13 protein-coding genes are annotated in these 17,696 nt (G+C 70.2%); 8 read left to right on the top strand and 5 right to left on the bottom strand.

The annotated features are described in order from the left end of the window. Positions 1-12 precede the first annotated feature (12 nt). From DMH03_RS21100 to hemE, 4 genes are read right to left on the bottom strand one after another with little or no spacing between them, the layout of a single operon-like run. On the bottom strand, positions 13-1,359 hold the full coding sequence (locus DMH03_RS21100) for a CoA transferase (protein ID WP_125793685.1): 1,347 nt from the start codon (positions 1,357-1,359) through the stop codon (positions 13-15). 11 nt (positions 1,360-1,370) lie between these two features. After that, positions 1,371-2,063 carry a hydrogen peroxide-dependent heme synthase gene (gene hemQ / locus DMH03_RS21095; RefSeq protein WP_125793684.1) on the bottom strand — a complete coding sequence of 231 codons (693 nt, stop codon included), beginning with the start codon at positions 2,061-2,063 and terminating at the stop codon, positions 1,371-1,373. Positions 2,064-2,088: 25 nt separating this feature from the next. Further along, the gene (hemG, locus tag DMH03_RS21090; RefSeq protein WP_125794008.1) at positions 2,089-3,468 is read right to left on the bottom strand and encodes a protoporphyrinogen oxidase; all 1,380 of its coding nucleotides are present in this window, start codon (positions 3,466-3,468) and stop codon (positions 2,089-2,091) included. Positions 3,469-3,473: 5 nt separating this feature from the next. Continuing rightward, positions 3,474-4,547, bottom strand: coding sequence for a uroporphyrinogen decarboxylase (gene hemE / locus DMH03_RS21085; protein WP_125793683.1), 1,074 nt, complete (start codon positions 4,545-4,547; stop codon positions 3,474-3,476). An 88-nt stretch (positions 4,548-4,635) separates the two neighbouring features. Here hemE and DMH03_RS21080 point away from each other — a divergent pair, with 88 nt between their 5' ends. The 3 genes from DMH03_RS21080 (at position 4,636) to DMH03_RS21070 (ending at position 8,193) form a co-directional block, all read left to right on the top strand. Further along, positions 4,636-5,199 carry a DUF3000 domain-containing protein gene (locus DMH03_RS21080; protein WP_199748953.1) on the top strand — a complete coding sequence of 188 codons (564 nt, stop codon included), beginning with the start codon at positions 4,636-4,638 and terminating at the stop codon, positions 5,197-5,199. Between the two features lie 940 nt (positions 5,200-6,139). Beyond that, positions 6,140-6,856, top strand: coding sequence for a response regulator transcription factor (locus DMH03_RS21075; protein ID WP_125793682.1), 717 nt, complete (start codon positions 6,140-6,142; stop codon positions 6,854-6,856). A gap of 68 nt (positions 6,857-6,924) precedes the next feature. Beyond that, the gene (locus DMH03_RS21070; protein WP_125793681.1) at positions 6,925-8,193 is read left to right on the top strand and encodes a ribonuclease D; all 1,269 of its coding nucleotides are present in this window, start codon (positions 6,925-6,927) and stop codon (positions 8,191-8,193) included. 390 nt (positions 8,194-8,583) lie between these two features. On the opposite strand, the gene DMH03_RS21065 is transcribed toward DMH03_RS21070, so the two are convergent. After that, a complete protein-coding gene (locus DMH03_RS21065; protein WP_125793680.1) occupies positions 8,584-9,240 on the bottom strand; it encodes a TetR/AcrR family transcriptional regulator in 657 nt (218 codons plus the stop codon). A gap of 178 nt (positions 9,241-9,418) precedes the next feature. Between DMH03_RS21065 and DMH03_RS21060 the strand changes: the two genes are divergently transcribed. Genes DMH03_RS21060 through atzF form a run of 5 tightly spaced genes read left to right on the top strand, consistent with a single transcriptional unit; the run spans position 9,419 to position 17,520 of the window. Continuing rightward, entirely contained in the window at positions 9,419-10,885 is a 1,467-nt protein-coding gene (locus DMH03_RS21060; RefSeq protein ID WP_125793679.1) for an amino acid permease, read from the top strand. Between the two features lie 11 nt (positions 10,886-10,896). Then, on the top strand, positions 10,897-11,730 hold the full coding sequence (locus DMH03_RS21055) for an urea amidolyase associated protein UAAP1 (protein WP_125793678.1): 834 nt from the start codon (positions 10,897-10,899) through the stop codon (positions 11,728-11,730). Further along, positions 11,727-12,338 carry an urea amidolyase associated protein UAAP2 gene (locus tag DMH03_RS21050; RefSeq protein WP_125793677.1) on the top strand — a complete coding sequence of 204 codons (612 nt, stop codon included), beginning with the start codon at positions 11,727-11,729 and terminating at the stop codon, positions 12,336-12,338. Before DMH03_RS21055 ends, DMH03_RS21050 begins: the two co-directional genes overlap by 4 nt. Further along, positions 12,335-15,910, top strand: coding sequence for an urea carboxylase (gene uca / locus DMH03_RS21045; RefSeq protein ID WP_125793676.1), 3,576 nt, complete (start codon positions 12,335-12,337; stop codon positions 15,908-15,910). The genes DMH03_RS21050 and uca overlap by 4 nt, the downstream gene beginning before the upstream one ends. Next, on the top strand, positions 15,907-17,520 hold the full coding sequence (gene atzF, locus DMH03_RS21040) for an allophanate hydrolase (protein ID WP_125793675.1): 1,614 nt from the start codon (positions 15,907-15,909) through the stop codon (positions 17,518-17,520). The genes uca and atzF overlap by 4 nt, the downstream gene beginning before the upstream one ends. Positions 17,521-17,696: the final 176 nt, after the last annotated feature.

Below are 17,696 nucleotides of genomic sequence, written 5' to 3'. Positions count from 1 at the left end.
TGAATGCGGATTTCACCAGACCGGGCGGTCGCTCCCGGGCACGTGCGTCGCTTCCGTCCACTGTGGATTCGAGCCGGGCAGCGTACCGGCCATCTTGACCCGGGTGACCCGGCCGAGCTGACCGTCGACCTCTTCGGTCCATTCACTGCCGTCGAAACCGGTGGGCCCGGATTCCTTGCGTCCCAAGGAGTTCAGCCACTCCCCGGTCCCGGCGAGCGAGGTACGGACGTGCTGGGTGCCGCCCTCGGTGGCCGCCCGGCGGAGCGCGGTCATGATCGCCGCCGCGGTGAGCCAGCCGGTCGCGTGGTCGAGTGCTTGCACCGGAAGCGGTCCCGGGCCGTCGAGCCCGGCGGTCTTGCCGCCCTCGTCGGCGATCCCCGACACCATCTGCACCAGGCTGTCGAACCCGCGCCTGCGCGCCCACGGCCCTTCCCAGCCGTAGGCGGACAGGTCCGCGACCACGATCCCCGGCCGGAGCTCCGCGATCGCTTCCGGCGAGAAACCCTTGGCCACCAACGATCCCGGCCGGAAACCCTGTAGCACGACGTCGGCGCGAGCGATCAGCTTGCGCAGCCGCGAGCGCCCGGCTTCGGTCTCCAGGTCGACGTACGCCGAGAGCTTGCCCATCCCGGTGTCGACGGCCAGCGGCGGCACGGTCGGCAGCCGATCCGACCCGATGTGCATGACGGTGGCGCCGTGCGCGGCGAGCACGCGGCCCGCGACCGGTCCGGCGATGACGTGGGTCAGGTCCAGGATCCGCACCCCGCCCAGCGGCCGGTCGGACTCGAACAGCCGCACGGGTTCCGACGGCCCGAGCGACCGGATCTCGGCGACCGGCAGTGCGCCTGCCGCCTGCCCTTGCTTGTGCGCCAGCCACTCCTCGCGGGAACGCAGCACGGCGGCGGCACCGCCGGCGCCGATGACCGCCGACTCGACCTCGTACTTCGACTTGGCCGCGACGACCTTTTCGAACGCCGCGCGGGTCGCGGGCACGCCCAGGCCCCAGCACACGGCGGAGACGTGCCGCGGGTAGTTGCAGTGCAGCCGCACCCAGCCGTCGTTCGCGCGGTAGTCGCCGGACAGCGGCGCGCTGAACGGCACCGGTTCCCCGTCGACCCGGATGTACTGCTCGCTGTGGAACGACGCCGCGGCGTGCCGGGTGTCGACCGAGACCTTGCCCGGCTCGATTCCCCGCAGCCGCAACAGTTCACCGGCGGCCAGTGTCGCGGCGGCGATACTCGTGGTCGCCGCCTCCTCGACCCGGAAGGTCCCCGGCAGCACCGACTCCGGGCCGGTGATCTCCACGGCGTCTTCGGCGAGGGCGTCGCCGGTGAGCGTGGTCCAGACGCGGGTGTCCACGGAGGCCTTCACTAGGGCAGGAGCGCGATCAGCTCGGCCGGTTCCACCTTGGTCCCGGTGTAGAACGGGATCTCCTCGCGCACGTGGAGGCGCGCCTCGGTGCCGCGCAGATGACGCATCAGGTCGACGATGCGGTGCAGTTCGTCGGCCTCGAAGGCCAGGATCCACTCGTAGTCGCCCAGCGCGAACGACGCGACCGTGTTGGCGCGGACGTCCGGGTAGTCGCGGGCCTCCTTGCCGTGGTCGGCGAGCATCTTGCGGCGCTCGTCGTCCGGCAGCAGGTACCACTCGTAGGAGCGGACGAACGGGTAGACGCAGATGAACTTGCGGGCCTCTTCACCGGCGAGGAACGCCGGGATGTGGCTCTTGTTGAACTCGGCCGGGCGGTGCAGCGCGACCTGGCTCCACACCGGCGCCGACGCGCGGCCGAGCGGGGTGTGCCGGAAACCGCTGTACGCCGCCTGGACCTGCTCGATCTCCTCGGCGTGCCACCAGATCATGTAGTCGGCGTCGGCACGCAGCCCCGAGAGGTCGTAGACACCGCGGACGATGACGCCCTTGGCCTCCAGCGCGTCGAGGTACTCGGTGGTCTCCGCGGTCGCCTTCGCGCGGTCTTCGCCGAGCTTGCCCTGCTCGGCCCGGAAGACCGACCAGGCGGTGTAGCGGATGGTGTCATTGAGCTCGTTGTAGTTCAGCCGCGCCATACCGCCATCTTGGCACTGCCGGTGCTCAGGAGCCCTCGTGGGTCGGTGTGATCCCGGCGATGCGGCGCGCGGCCGCGTCGGCGGTGGCGATACACGCCGGGAGCCCGACGCCGTGCAGCGTCGCGCCCGCCACGGCGAGCCCCGGGACGTCCGCGACGGCGCGTTCGATCCGCTCGACGCGGACGAGGTGCCCGGTGCCGTACTGCGGGAGCCCGCCGCCCCATCGGGTCACCAGGGTGTCGATCGGTTCGGCGGTGACACCGGTCAGCCGGGCCAGGTCGTCGCGGACCACGCGGACGAGTTCGTCGTCGTCGGCGTGCAGCGCGCCCGGTTCGCCGAAGCGGCCGACCGAGCCACGCACCAGCACCGGGCCTTCGCCGTACTGCGCCCACTTGCGGGAGGAGAAGGTGAACGCTTTGGCGGCGAACGGCTTCCCGGCAGCGTCCCGCTCCCCGGCGCCGATCAGCACCCCGGACGACTCCGGCAGCACAGTGCCCGGCGGAAGCGCGAGCGCGATCACCGCCATAGACGCGAGTTCGACCTTGGCGAACACCGACGAGGCCACTCCCGCGACACCGTCGAGCAGCCGCCGGGCCGAAGGTGCCGGGACGGCGAGAAGAACGGAGTCGGCGTCGAGGTCGTCGACCTTCCAGCCGACGGCGGTGCGTTCGAGTGCCGTCACGGTGGTCCCGGTCCGGATCTCGGCGCGAGACAGCTCCGCGAGCCGCGCGATCAGCGTTCCGAGGCCGCCCAGCAGGGTGCCGAAAACCGGCGCCGTACTCGGCGAAGCGGGCATGAGCGACGCGGCGCCTTCGGTGAGCGAGCGCGCACCGCGTTCGATCGCGGACGCGAGACCGGGCATCGTCGCGCGCAGCCCGAGGCCGTCCGCTCCCCCGGCGTAGACCCCGCCGAGCAGCGGGTCGACGAGCCGGTCCACGAGTTCGTCGCCGAACCGCTCACGCAGCAGCGGGCCGAGCGGCAGGTCACCGGCGGGCAGTTCCAGCGGAGACAGCGAGGCTTCGGCCTCGACCAGGGCGCGCCCCTTCTCCGACAGCACCCCCGCGACCGCGTCGGCCGAGGCCGGAACGCCCATGACCGTGCCCGGCGGCAGGCCGAGCACGGATCCGCCGGCGTGGATCTTGGCGCGGGCCTTGGTGGGGTGGACGAGGCTTTCGCCCAGCCCGACCTCGCGGACCAAAGCGAGCGCCTCGGGACGGCGGGCGAGGAAGGCCTCCGCGCCGACGTCGTAACGTTCACCGGCGAGTTCGACCGTGCGGAGCTTTCCGCCGAGGGACTCTGTAGCTTCGAAAACGACGATCCGGGCGTCTTCACCGAGCAGCGTCCGCAGCCGGTACGCCGCGGTCAGTCCCGAGATACCGCCACCGATGACGGCGATGGTGCGCACGGGCTTCACGGCTGGAGCTCGTGCACCAGCCCGACCACGCGCGTCAGAACGTCCGGGTCGACGCCGGGCAGCGCGCCGTGGCCGAGGTTGAAGATATGGCCGTCGGCCGCGCGGCCCTCGGCGTGGATGCGCCGGACCTCCGCTTCGAGCACCGGCCAGGACGCGTGCAGCAGCGCCGGGTCGAGGTTGCCCTGGACGACACCGCCGCCGAGCCGCCGGACGGCTTCGTCGAGCGGGATGCGCCAGTCGACGCCGACCACGTCGGCGCCCGCATCGCGCATGGCCACCAGCAGCTCGCCGGTGCCGACGCCGAAGTGGATCCGGGGCACGCCGTAGCTCGCGACCGCGGACAGCACCTTCGCCGAATGCGGCAGGACGAACTCGCGGTAGTCCCGCTCCGACAGCGCGCCCGCCCACGAGTCGAACAGCTGGATCGCGTCGGCCCCGGCGTCCAACTGCGCGGAGAGGAAGGTGATCGCCATGTCCGCGAGACGACCGGCCAGCTCGTGCCACAGCTCCGGGTCGGAGTGCATGAGTGCCTTGGTGTGCTCGTGGTTACGGCTCGGGCCGCCCTCGATGAGGTACGACGCCAGGGTGAACGGCGCGCCCGCGAACCCGATCAGCGGCGTCTCGCCCAGCGACCCGACCAGCAGCCGGACCCCCTCGGCGACCCGCTCCACCTGCTCGGGGTCCAGCACCGGCAGCGCGCGCACGCCCGCGGCGTCGCGGATCGGCTCGGCGACCACCGGTCCGGTGCCCGCGACGATGTCGATGTCGAGGCCCGCCGCCTTGAGCGGGACGACGATGTCACTGAAGAGAATGGCCGCGTCGACGCCGTGACGGCGGATCGGCTGGAGCGTGATCTCGGCGAGCATCTCGGGGTCGAAGCAGGCTTCGAACATCGAGGTGCCCTCGCGCAGCGCCCGGTACTCGGGCAGCGACCGGCCCGCCTGGCGCATGAACCACACGGGGGTGTGGGCCGGGCGTTCGCCGCGCGCGGCGGCCAGGAACGGCGCACCGGGCAGGGCGCGACGGGCCGCCGGAACGGTCTGCGCGGGAGAAGCAGCTGAAGGAGACATCACGGTTCATGGTGCCATGGGCGCTCAGGGGCCTTACTCTCGGCGCGCCTGCGCCCCGAACCGGACTATCCCGTCCTACAGTCGGTTGGTGACCGCGATGACATCAGTACCCGATCTCTTCCGTGAAGCCGTCGCGGCGTTGCAATCGGTCCGGCCCCGCCCCGAAGTGCAGCTGGAGACGATGCGCCCGCCGCAGCGGCTGGCGCCGTGGTCCTACGCGGTGAGCTGTGAGGTGGAAGGACCGGCGGACGTGCTGGCGTCCGGACGGCTGGTACTGCTGCACGACCCGGACGGCCAGGAAGGCTGGGACGGGGTCCTGCGGCTGGTCATGTACGTCCGCGCGGAACTCGACCGCGAACTGGCGACCGATCCCTTCCTTCCGGCCGTGGGCTGGTCGTGGCTGACCGACGCGTTGGAGAGCTCGGGCGCGGACTGGACGGCACTGGGCGGCACGGTCACCGAGACTTCCTCGGCTCGCTTCGGCGACATCTCCGGGCCCTCGCGCACCGACGATCTGGAACTGCGGGCGTCCTGGACGCCGACGGACGCGGCGCTTCGGTCGCACGGGCAGGCCTTCTGCCAGGTGATGGCGAGCGTCGTCGGGCTGCCGCCGGTGGGCGTGACCCTCTTCGAGCAGCGCCAGTCCTCCTGACCGGCGCCAGCCTTCTCCGAAAGCTCCGCAAGGTCCGTGAAGGCCTCCTTGAGGGACTCTGGGTCCCTCAAGGAGGCCTTCACGGACCCGACAGCGGTCCCGACACGCCGAATCCCAGCAATCGAGACATAGCATTTGGGTTATTTTGCGAGTTCCGGCCATCTAGCGCCGCTAGGAAAGCTAGCGATACTAAAGGTCCCTTGCTATCGCCGGCGGATCCGTGAAGGCCTCCTTCCCTACACTCAAGGTAGGGAAGGAGGCCCTCACGGACAGCCGCGACGCTCGCAGAGGCGGCGCGAAGCGGCCGAAGGCGTCTTCACTTACTCCATCCGCGAGCCCCCGAGAGCGCCCGTACGCCGTCGAGAGGCCCCACGCGGCCATCCGGACTAGACCAGCCCCGACCAGCGCGGAGCCGGTCGAACAGAGGTCTGAACCACCCCGTTCGTGCTAACCCGGCAGTCACCGTGCGCAACAAGATCAAGTGAGCCCGAACCGGCCCCGCGGACACCCCGAGACCCTTCCGGAGCGTTACCACCACAGTCACTGAGCGGAGCGATCATGACTCTCCGCGAAGTTGATCAAGCCCCATGCCGGGGCCGCTTTCCGGGTCCCGGCGCACCGCTCTCCGAGCGTCCCGGGCAGAGGCACCGGCAGGTGCACGGCTCATCTGCACAGTCGGTTGGGCCCCGGTATCCCCAGTGCATCGTGTTCGTTCGGCGATGTGTTAGCCACCGGCTGTGTACTAGCCCGATCGTGTTACTACGAACTCCCTGAGTGACCACTGGTTTGAGATAGATACCCATTCGATCCCCCCGTGAAGGCCTCAGGGCGGCTACAGTGCCATCGACGACACCACTTTCGGTCTAAAGCTGGCGCGGCTAAACGGCCGAAAGTCCCGGTGCCGGTCGGGGGGCACGACCGACTCCAGGGAGGTAGTGACGTGGCTACCGTCGGCATTTCTCAGGCCGTCCGATCCACGCCAGCCGGTTCATTGCCGGCGAGCATGGTTCCGCACCCGCGGGAAGAGCTTTTTTCCGTGTTGGTGGTCGATGACCACCCATTGTTGAGGGAGGCAATCTCAGCAAGACTCGCACAGATGGGTGCGGGCACCGTCCACGAGGCCGCCACGGTGGCCGAGGCGAGGGCGCGAGCACAGGCCACAGGGCCTTGTGATCTGGCGATCCTCGATCTCGGACTGCCGGATGGCAGCGGCATCGAGCTGGTTACGGAACTCCGTAGCAACGGCTGGCCTCGAGTAGTGGTGCTCGCTTCATCAGACGACCCGTACGCGGTCAGGTCGGCGTTCCAAGCCGGCGCCCAGGCATACCTGCTCAAGTCGGCATCGCCGGTCGTAGTGACCGACGGCGTCCGCAGGGTGCTCGAGGGCGGCGTCTACGCGGACCCGAGCGTCGCACCGGTCCTGGCCACCGGCACCCGAGTCGCCGGCACCGACAACACCCCGCGCGAGCTTTCGGCGCGCGAGGTCGAGGTGCTGCAGCTCGTGGCCGACGGCCAGAGCAACAAGGAGATCGGCGAGGAACTCAGCCTCTCCGCTCTCACCGTGAAGTCCCACCTCTCCCGGATCGGGCGCAAGCTCGGCACGGGTGACCGGGCTCAGATGGTGGCGCTGGCCATGCGTGCCGGCGTGATCCGCTGACAAAGGCGAACAGCCCTGCGGGGCGGGCGGACCAGGCGCGGTCCGCTCGTCCCGTAGGGTCTTCACCTATGGAAGGCGACCGACCCGGAGAACCGCAGACGGACCCGAAGAACGGCACCGATGACACCGGTGGACCGGTTCTTCTGCGTGAGCCCGCCGAGGGCACTCCTCCGGTGATCGCCGACGCGACAGCCCTCGCCGAAGCCTGCGCGAAGATCGCGGGCGGCAGCGGGGCCATCGCCGTGGACACCGAACGCGCGTCCGGCTACCGATACTGGCCGAAGGCCTATCTCGTGCAGCTGCGCCGCGAAGGTGCCGGCTCCTTCCTCATCGACCCCATTCCGCTCGAAGGGCAGCTCGAACCCCTCGCGGAAGTGCTCAACAACGCCGAATGGGTGCTGCACGCGGCCTCTCAGGACCTGCCGTGCCTCGCCGAACTCGACCTGCACCCGAAGAGCCTGTTCGACACCGAACTCGCCGGACGGCTCGCCGGGTACGAACGGGTCGCCCTCGGCACCCTCGTCGAACTCCTTCTCGGCTACCAGCTGGAGAAGGGTCACAGCGCCGCCGACTGGTCGAAGCGCCCGCTTCCCGTCGACTGGCTGAACTACGCCGCCCTCGACGTCGAGCTGCTCATCGAGCTGCGCGAGAAGCTCGAGGCCGACCTGGCCGCCCAGGGCAAGCTCGAATGGGCCCAGCAGGAGTTCGAGGCCGTCCGCACCGCGCCGCCGCCCGCCCCTCGGGCCGAGCCGTGGCGCCGGACCTCCGGGGTGCACAAGATCCGGAGCGCCCGCGGTCTCGCCGCCGTACGCGAACTATGGCAGGCGCGGGACGAGCTCGCCCGCAAACGCGACCGCGCGCCGAGCCGGATCCTGCCCGACACCGCCATCATCAACGCCGTCACCGCGGACCCGAAGACCGTCGAGCAGTTGCAGGCGCTGCCGGTGTTCAGCGGCCGGGTCCAGCGCAAGTACACCGCGAGCTGGCTGCGGCATCTGCAGGCCGCCCGCGCGCTCCCCGCCGACGAGCTGCCGACCCCCGCGCAGCAGACCGACGGCCCGCCGCCGGTGAACCGGTGGTCGGACAAGGATCCCGACGCCGCCGCCCGGCTCATCGCCGCCCGCGCGGCGCTGGCCGCGATCGCGGAGGACCGGCGGCTGCCGGTGGAGAACCTGCTGCTGCCGGAACTGGTGCGCCGCACCTGCTGGCGTCCGCCCGCGGACCTGAGCGAAGACGCCGTCGCCCAGGTGCTCCGCGACGGCGGTGCCCGGCCGTGGCAGGTCGAGCTGACCGTGGCGGCGCTGAGCAAGGCACTGCACGCCACCGCCGCCGCCTGACCTCGGAGCTGAAGGACGCTTTCGTCTCATCGCATGCGGGGACCCGCAAAGTCACATAACCGCTGGTCGGCTCCGCCGCTAGAGCCGGACAAGGCGAACGTGTCGCGGGTGGACGCGGCAGGAGCGGGCTCCCGCAAGGAGCCTCACCTGGCCCTTGACTGTCCACAAGGGACACTTTACGAGACAGGCGTGCCCGATTTAGGCGACTTGCACGGTTTCGCGAGGGGGTCGTGAGTGATTTTTGTCGTTCTAACCCTCATTGCCACTCACGCCCCCTCGCGGAACCGCACATAGCGGCACATGCAGCCCCGCGACAGTGCAGCAATAGTCGCCTGACCTGCAAGATCTCGACTTTGCCGGGGCCCTGCATCGCATGCGGGGAAATCCCCTTCAGTCCTCCAGCAGCATCCGGGCGGAGGCACGCAGCCCCGCGTCCGGTTCCCCGATACCGGCGAGCCTCAGCACGCTGTCGGCCCCTTCGACGGCGTGCGCTTCGACGTCCAGGTCCGGCTGGTCACGCCGGACGATCGCGATGCTCTCGACGAGCCCGAACACGAGGTCGGTCCGGATGCCGACGAGGTCACCGGGTACGCCTGCCGCCGCGACGAGCGAGCCGTAGACGCGTTTGAGTTCCGCCCGTTCGGCGCGGAATCGCCCCAGCCTCGGCGACGAGATCTCCGGCAGCAGGTACAGGGCGCCGAGGTTGTGCCGCGCGCTGCCGAGCAGATGGATGTCCGCGTACGCCAGCGCCCACAGCCGCGCGCCGACCGGCGCGAGCTGCGCCGAAAGCCCGCCCGCGACGTCCAGTGACGGCCGGACGGTGTCCTCCAGCAGCGCCGCGAGAATGTCCTCTTTGGACGGAAAGTGGTAGTAGAGGGACGCCTGGCGCAGACCGGCGCGTTCGGCGATGGCTCGGGTGGTCGTCGCCGCGTACCCGGCGCCGGTGAACAGCTCCCCCGCCGCGTCCAGTACGGCGTGCCGCGCTTCCCGCTTGCTCGCCGCGGCGCCGCTGGCTCTCGGCCTTCCCACCCCGGTCGTTTTCGTCATCTATCCGATCCTGCCATTTCTTCGCGAAGATCTTTGTTACGTCCGGTGGTCGGCCCAGGTTACCCAATCCGGTATCTGTTAACACCGCGCTTACCCGGCGGAGATCGGAAGGATCCCGCACGCGCTTAATTTCGGTCAGCCGATCGAAATCCGGCCCTTGAGACAGGAGCCTCCGCAAATGCCTTCCGAAGACCTTTCCGCCTTCGGGTACCGCCAAGAACTTCGCCGGACACTCGGCGGTTTCTCCGCCTTCGCCGCCGGTTTCTCCTTCGTTTCCATCCTGACCACGGTGTTCCAGCTGTTCGCCTTCGGCTATTCCTTCGGCGACACGCTCTTCTTCTGGACATGGCCACTGGTCATCGCCGGGCAATTGCTCGTCGCGCTCAACTTCGCCGAACTCGCCGCCCGATTCCCGCTGGCCGGATCGGTTTACCAGTGGGCGAAACAGCTCTCCCCCGGATTCGGGGGCTGGCTCGCCGGCTGGATGATGCTGGTCGGCTGCGTCGTCGCGCTCGCCGGTGCCGCGATCGCGCTGCAGGTGGTCCTCCCGTCGGTCTGGAGCGGCTTCCAGCTCGTCGGCGGGGATCCGGCGATCACCTCGCCGACCGGCGCCAGCAACGCCGTCCTGCTCGGCACCCTGCTGATCGTCGTCACCACCGCGATCAACGCGGGCGGCGTACGGCTCATGGCGCGGATCAACGACATCGGGGTCGCGGCGGAACTCGTCGGCGTCCTCGTGCTGGTCGTCGGTCTCGCGTCGTTCGCGGTCCGTGGCCCGCAGGTCGTGACGCAGCCGGCGGGCGAAAGCCCGGGAGCCGGCGGCGTTCTCGCTTCGGCGCTGATGGCCGCGTACGTTCTCTACGGTTTCGACACCGCCGCCTCGGTCGCCGAGGAGACCAAGGACGCACGCCGCATCGCCCCGCGCGCCGTGCTCCGCGCGCTCTTGATCTCCGGGGTCGGCGGGCTCGCCGTCGTCCTCACCGCGCTGATGGCGGCGCCGAGCCTGACCGACGGGCAACTGGCAGGAAAGGGCCTGCCGTATGTGATCACCGCCGTCTTCGGCGACACTCTCGGCCGGGTCTTCCTCGCCGACGTCGCGATCGCGGTCGTCGTCTGCACCCTGACCATCCAGACCGGCACCGTGCGGCTGATCTACTCCATGGCCCGCGACGGCGCGCTCCCCGGCGCCAGGCGGCTTTCCGCGGTGAACGCCCGCACCGGCACACCGATCGCGCCCGCCGTGCTTTCCGGGGCGCTCGCCATCGGGCTCCTGCTGCTGAATCTGGGGAACCCGACCGTCTTCAGCACGATCACCGGCACTTCGGTGGTCGTGGTCTACCTCGCCTATCTCCTGGTGACCGGGCCGCTGCTGCTCCGGCGCCGTCAAGGCCGTTTCACCGCCGAGCCCGGCCATTTCTCCCTGGGGCGATGGGCTATTCCGGTCAACATCGCGGCAGTAGGGTACGGCGCGATGATGATCGTCAACATCGCTTGGCCACGAGCCGAGATCTACGACCTGGCGGGCACCGGTTCCGTCTGGGTCGTGTTGTTCCCGATCGAGTTCGTCGGCGCCGCGCTGCTCACCGGCTATCTCTGCTGGCGCCGCCGCTCCGCGCTCACCACGGTTCCCGTCCCCGCGACCTGAAGGAAGGTTCCATGAGCACGACATCGACCACGTACGGCGCTCGCGACCACGCCCGCGCCCAGGCGGGCACGGTGACCGAAGCGATGCCCGCCATCCCCGCGTCCACCTGGCCGGACCCGCCGCCCGGAATCGACCCGGCGAAGCTGGTCTGGGCCGAGACCGTCGCCGGCGGCGGCTACACCCACAAGGTCCTCGCTCGCGGCACCGAACTGCGGCTGACCGACGTCGAGGGGGACGCCTGCGCGCATCTGCTGCTGTTCAACGCGGACCAGCCCTGGGAGCGGCTGAACGTCGCGGACACGGTGAAGGTCCAGTGGAACGCCTATCTCGGCGAGGCGATCGCGCTGCTTTCGGATCAGGCACGGGTACTCGCGACCGTCGTCACCGACGAGAGTGGCAAGCACGACGCCCTCTGCGGAACGTCCACTGTGGACGGAAACATCGACCGCTACGGTGACGGGAGCCCGCAAGGCGCTTCGCCGTCGGGCAACGCGCTGTTCACCCTCGCCGCGGCCAAACACGGTCTCACGCCGCGTGATCTCCCGCCGAGCCTGTCCTTCTTCCAGGGCGTCCACGTGGAGGCCGACGGCGGACTGACGTTCACCGGCTCGGCAGGGCCCGGCAAATCCGTGGTCCTGCGCACGGAACTCCCGGTCGTCGTCCTGATCGCCAACGTGGCACATCCGCTCGATCCGCGCCCGGACTATACGGTCACGCCACTGCGCGTCCTCGCCCAGCGCTCCGCGCCGTCCACTCCGGACAGTCCTGAATGGACTGCCTCGCCCGAGGCTCAGCGTGCCTTCGAGAACACCGCCGACTACCTCACCGCAAGGGGCCTCGCATGACGATCATCTCCGACACCGAGGTCGCCGCGCGGGCGCCGTATTCCACCGTGCTCCGCGAGGGCGAGACGCTCGCGATCATCGATCTCGGCGGCAACCAGGCCGTCGACTTCCTCTGCTACGACGCCGCAGACACGGCGAAGAGATACAGCGCGGCCGCCACGGTCGCCGCACAGCGCACCATCTTCCTCACCACCGGCAGCGTCCTGCGCACCGGCGAGGGTGCGCCGCTGCTGACCGTCGTCGAGGACACCTGCGGGCGGCACGACACGATCGGCGGCGCCTGCAGCAAGGAGTCGAACAGCCTCCGCTACGGCCAGCACACGCGATACCAGCACGCCTGCGTCGAGAACTTCCTGACCGAAGGCGCCAAATGGGGCCTCGGCAAACGGGATCTGGTCGGCAACGTCAACTGGTACATGAACGTGCCGGTCGAACAGGACGGCACGCTCGGCATCGTCGACGGCATCTCGGCGCCCGGCATGGAGGTCAAGCTGCGCGCCGAGACCGACGTCCTGGTCCTGGTGTCGAACTGCCCGCAGATCAACAATCCGTGCAACGGCTTCGACCCGACGCCGGTCCGGATGATCGTCACCGGCGGTGCCGGGTGAAGCTGCTCGTCGCCAACCGGGGGGAAATCGCGGTCCGGGTCCTCCGGACCGCCAGGGAGATGGGCATTCCGACGGTCGCCGTCTATTCCGACGCCGACCGTACGGCCGCGCACGTACGGCTCGCCGACGAAGCCGTCCGGCTCGGCCCGGCACCGGCGAGGGAGAGTTATCTCCTCGCCGACGCCATCATCGAAGCCGCGTTGAAGACCGGGGCGGACACGATCCACCCGGGTTACGGCTTCCTGTCCGAAGACGCCGCTTTCGCCAGGGCGGCGGAAGCGGCCGGGATCCGGTTCGCCGGGCCCACCGCGGATCATCTCGAAGTCTTCGGCAGCAAGCACACCGCACGGGAGAAGGCCGTCGAAGCCGGGGTCCCGTTGCTGCCGGGCACCGGGCTGCTGGATACCCTTGCCGACGCCGAAGCGGCGGCCGCCGAGATCGGCTATCCCGTGATGCTCAAGGCCACCGGCGGTGGCGGCGGGATCGGCATGCGGGCCTGCGCGTCCGCCGGCGAACTGCGAGACGCCTGGGAAGCGGTGCAGAGCATCGCGGCCAAGAGCTTCTCGACCTCGGGCGTGTTCCTCGAACAGCTGGTGACCCACGCGCGGCACGTCGAGGTCCAGGTGTTCGGTGACGGCGCGGGCAAGGTGCTGGCGCTCGGCACGCGGGACTGCACCCTGCAGCGGCGCAACCAGAAAGTGCTCGAAGAGTGCCCCGCGCCAGGACTTTCCGAAGCGGCGCGGGAGAAACTGGTCTCCGCGGCCGTCGACCTCTGCGCCTCGGTGCGTTACCGGTCGGCAGGGACGGTCGAGTTCATCTACGACCCGCGGCGGGAAGTGGCCGCGTTCCTGGAAGTGAACACGCGGCTTCAGGTCGAACACCCGGTCACCGAGGCGGTGTACGGCATCGACCTCGTCGCGTGGATGCTCCGGCTCGCCGACGGCGACACCGGGATGTTCGCCACCACGCCGTCGCCGCGCGGGCACGCGGTCGAAGCGCGGGTCTACGCCGAGGACCCGGCCGCCGGGCACCGGCCGAGCGCGGGCCTGCTGACCCGCGCCGACTTCCCCGAAGACGTCCGGGTCGACACCTGGGTCGAGGCCGGGGCGAACGTGACGACGCATTACGACCCCTTGCTCGCCAAGGTGATCACCGTCGGCGCGGACCGGAAGGAGGCGCTGGCCGCGCTGAGCGTCGCACTCGGCGAGAGCCGGGTGGACGGCGTCCGGACGAACCTCGGCCAGTTGCGCGCGGTCGCCGCCGATCAGCGGCTGCACGAAGTCACGCACGACACCGCGACGCTCGACACGATCACCGATCCCGAACCGCGGATCGAGGTCCTGCGGGGCGGCACGATGACCACCGTCCAGGACTGGCCGGGACGGCTGGGGTTCTGGCACGTGGGTGTCCCGCCGAGCGGCCCGATGGACGATCTGTCGCTGCGTCTTGGCAACCGCGCGCTCGGCAATCCCGAAGGCGCGGCGGGCTTGGAATGCACTGTAGACGGTGTCTCGCTGAAGTTCACCGACGCCGCAAGCGTTTGCGTCACGGGATCGCCGTCGCCGGTGGCCCTTGACGGCTCGCCCGTTCCACAGTGGACTCCGGTCGAGGTCCCCGCGGGCGGCGTGCTCGACGTCGGCACCGGCACCGCCGGGCTCCGCGCGTACGTGCTCGTCCGCGGCGGGATCGACGCGCCGGACTTCCTGGGCAGCGCGGCGACGTTCACCCTGGGCGGCTTCGGCGGGCACGGCGGGCGCGCGCTGGCGACCGGTGACGTCCTCTCCCCCGGTCCGGAGCCGGAGAAGGCCGTGACCGGTCCGGTTCCCGAAGCCGAACGGCCGGTCTTCGCGACGCACTGGGAGATCGGCGCGTCCGAGGGACCACACGCCGCGCCGGAGTTCTTCACCCCGGACGACGTCGAAACGTTCTACGCCACCGACTGGGAGGTCCACTTCAACTCCGCGCGGACCGGGGTCCGGCTCGTCGGGCCCCGGCCACGCTGGGCACGGGAAGACGGCGGCGAGGCGGGCTTGCACCCGTCGAACATCCACGACACGCCGTACGCGATCGGTGCCGTCGACTACACCGGCGACCTGCCGATCCTGCTGGGACCGGACGGGCCGAGCCTCGGCGGGTTCGTCTGCCCGGCGACCGTGGTGACCGGGCAGCGCTGGAAACTCGGCCAGTTGCGGCCGGGCGACACCGTGCGGTTCGTGCCGATCACCACCGAGCACGCCTCTTCCTTGCGGGATACGCCCCACACCGCGGTCAGGGCGAGCCGGAAACCGATCGACGACGGCGGCATCCTCGGCCGTCTGTCCACATCGGACGAGAACCCCGAGGTCACCTACCGGCGCAGCGGCGACGACAACCTGCTGATCGAGTACGGGCCGATGAAACTCGACCTTGCCCTGCGGATGCGGGTCCACGCCCTGGCCGATCGGCTGGCCAGAGAAGGGCTCGAGGGCGGCGGCGGTGTCCTTGACTTGACCCCGGGCATCCGCTCGCTGCAGGTCCACGTCGATCCGGACGTGCTGCCGGTACCGAAACTGCTCGGGCTCGTGCAGGAGGTGGAGCACGATCTGCCGCGCACCGCCGATCTCGTGGTGCCGAGCCGGACCGTGCGGCTGCCGTTGTCCTGGGACGACCCGGCGACGCGCGAGGCGATCGAGCGGTACATGGCGGGCGTCCGCGACGACGCGCCGTGGTGCCCGTGGAACATCGAGTTCATCCGGCGGGTGAACGGTCTGTCCAGTGTGGACGACGTCTACCGCACGGTGTTCGACGCGGAGTACCTGGTGCTCGGCCTCGGCGACGTCTATCTCGGCGCACCGGTGGCCACTCCGCTGGATCCGCGGCACCGGCTGGTCACCACGAAGTACAACCCGGCCCGCACCTGGACCGCGGAGAACTCGGTCGGCATCGGCGGCTCGTACCTGTGCATCTACGGGATGGAAGGCCCCGGCGGGTACCAGTTCGTCGGGCGGACCGTGCAAGTGTGGAGCGGCTGGCGGCAACGCGGATCGTTCGAGCCGGGTTCGCCGTGGCTGCTGCGGTTCTTCGACCGGATCTCGTGGTACCCGGTGACCGCGGAGGAACTACTCGACCTGCGGGCACAGAGTTCGGCGGGCGAACTGGAACTCGACATCACCGACGGCGAGTTCGCGCTGGCCGACCACGAACGGTTCCTCGCCGACAACGCCGCCGACATCGCTTCGTTCCGAGCGAAGCAGAGCGCGGCGTTCGAGGCCGAGCGGCAGGCATGGGCGGCGGCGGGCGAATTCGACCCTCGTCCCGAGCCGGTCGGAGCGAAGGTCCCGACCACGAAGATCGAGGCCCCGCCCGGCGGACACGTCGTCGAGGCACCGTTCGCCGCGACCGTGTGGCGGGTGGACGTCGACCCGGGCAAGAAGGTCGACCCGGCGGAGACGCTGGTGATCCTCGAAGCGATGAAGACCGAAGCGCGGATCCCCGCGCCCGCCGCCGGGGAGGTCGTCGAGGTGCTCGTCTCCCCCGGCGATCAGGTCGCCCCCGGCACGCCGCTGGTGGTACTGGGAAGGAGCGCGGGATGAGCGTGCTGGAACGGGTGCGCGCCGCGTACCACCGGATCGCGCGGGCCGACCGGCCCGAGATCTGGATCGACCTGCGTCCCGAGGCGGACGTGCTCGCCGACGCGGAAAAGCTGGAAGCCCGTCGTGCGGCGGGGGAAACCTTGCCGCTGTACGGAAAACTGGCCGCGGTCAAAGGCAACATCGACGTCGCCGGGCTGCCGACGACAGCAGCGTGCCCGGAGTACGCCTACCAGCCGGACGAGGACGCCCCGGTGGTGGCGCGGCTGCGGGCGGCCGGGGCGCTGATCCTCGGCACGACCAATCTGGATCAGTTCGCGACCGGGCTGGTCGGCACGCGCAGTCCGCACGGCGCGGTCCGGAACGCGATCGACCCGGCGTACGTGTCGGGCGGGTCGAGTTCGGGGTCGGCGGTCGCGGTGGCGCTCGGCATCGCGGATCTCGCGCTCGGCACCGACACCGCCGGATCCGGGCGGGTCCCGGCGGCGTTCAACGGGATCGTCGGGCTGAAGCCGACGCGGGGGCTGCTGCCGACGACCGGCGTCGTGCCCGCGTGCGCGAGCATCGACTGCGTGACGGTGTTCGCGCGGTCGGTCGACGAGGCTTCGGCGGCCTTCGCGTGTCTCAGCGAGCCGCGGGATCTTCCGGTGGTCCACCGTCCTTTCCGGATCGGCGTGCCGGAGGCGACGGGTCCTCTTCAGGAAGGGTGGGCGGACGCGTTCTCCGCGGCGGCTCACGAGTTCCGTGACGCGGGAGCCGAGCTGGTCACTGTCGACATATCGGCGTTTCTCGACGCGGCGCGTCTGCTGTACGAAGGCGCCTTCGTGGCCGAGCGCTATTCCGCGGTCGGCGAGTTCATCGACGCCCACCCGGATGCCGTCGATCCGGCCGTGCGGCAGATCATCGGTGCGGCGAAGGACATCCCGGCACACCGGTTGTTCACCGACTTGGCCGCGCTCGACGGCCTTTCGCGTGCAGCGTCGGCAGTATTGTCCACTGTGGACTGCCTGCTGCTGCCCACGACGACCGAACACCCGACGATCGCCGAGGTCGAGGCCGATCCACTGGGCGTGAACGCCCGGCTTGGCCGGTTCACGAACTCGACGAACCTGCTGGGCCTGTCGTCGCTCGCCGTGCCAGCCGGAACCGTCTCCGGGCTGCCGTTCGGGGTGATGCTGGTCGGCCCCGCGTACGCCGACCGGATCCTCGCCGACGTCGCCCGGCTGGTGCCGCGACGGACGCGCGTCGCCGTCGTCGGCGCCCATCTGCGCGGGCAGCCGCTGAACCACGAACTGACCTCGCGTGGCGGGCGGTTCGTTTTCTCCGGATCGACCGCGGCCGAGTACCGGCTCTACGCGCTGGACACCGTGCCACCCAAACCCGGGCTGGTCCGGGTCGCCTCGGGTGGCGAGCCGATCGAGGCCGAGGTGTGGGACCTGCCTTTGAGCGGCTTCGGCGAGTTCGTGGCGGGCGTTCCCGCGCCGCTGGCGATCGGGAAGGTGCGGCTGGCCGACGGGAGCGAGGTGTCCGGGTTCGTCTGCGAGCCGGTGGCCGTGGAGGGTGCCGAGGACATCACCGGGTACGGCGGGTGGCTCGGGTATCTGAGCCGCTGAGGCTCGCGTGGTCAAAACCTGATGTCCTGAAGGGCACCTCTGAGACGTTGAAGGTCTCAAGGTGCCCTTCAGGACACGAAACCTCTGCGGTGCGTGCCGCTCACCAGGGCTTTTCCGATTCGGTTGGCCTCCAGGGACGTTCTGGGAACAACGTCACAAACCCTGGCGGCCCGCCG

This window comes from Amycolatopsis sp. WAC 01376, assembly GCF_003947415.1.
GTDB lineage: Bacteria > Actinomycetota > Actinomycetes > Mycobacteriales > Pseudonocardiaceae > Amycolatopsis.
Note: the sequence above shows the minus strand (reverse complement) of the source record. Positions and strands in the feature narration are given on the sequence as shown.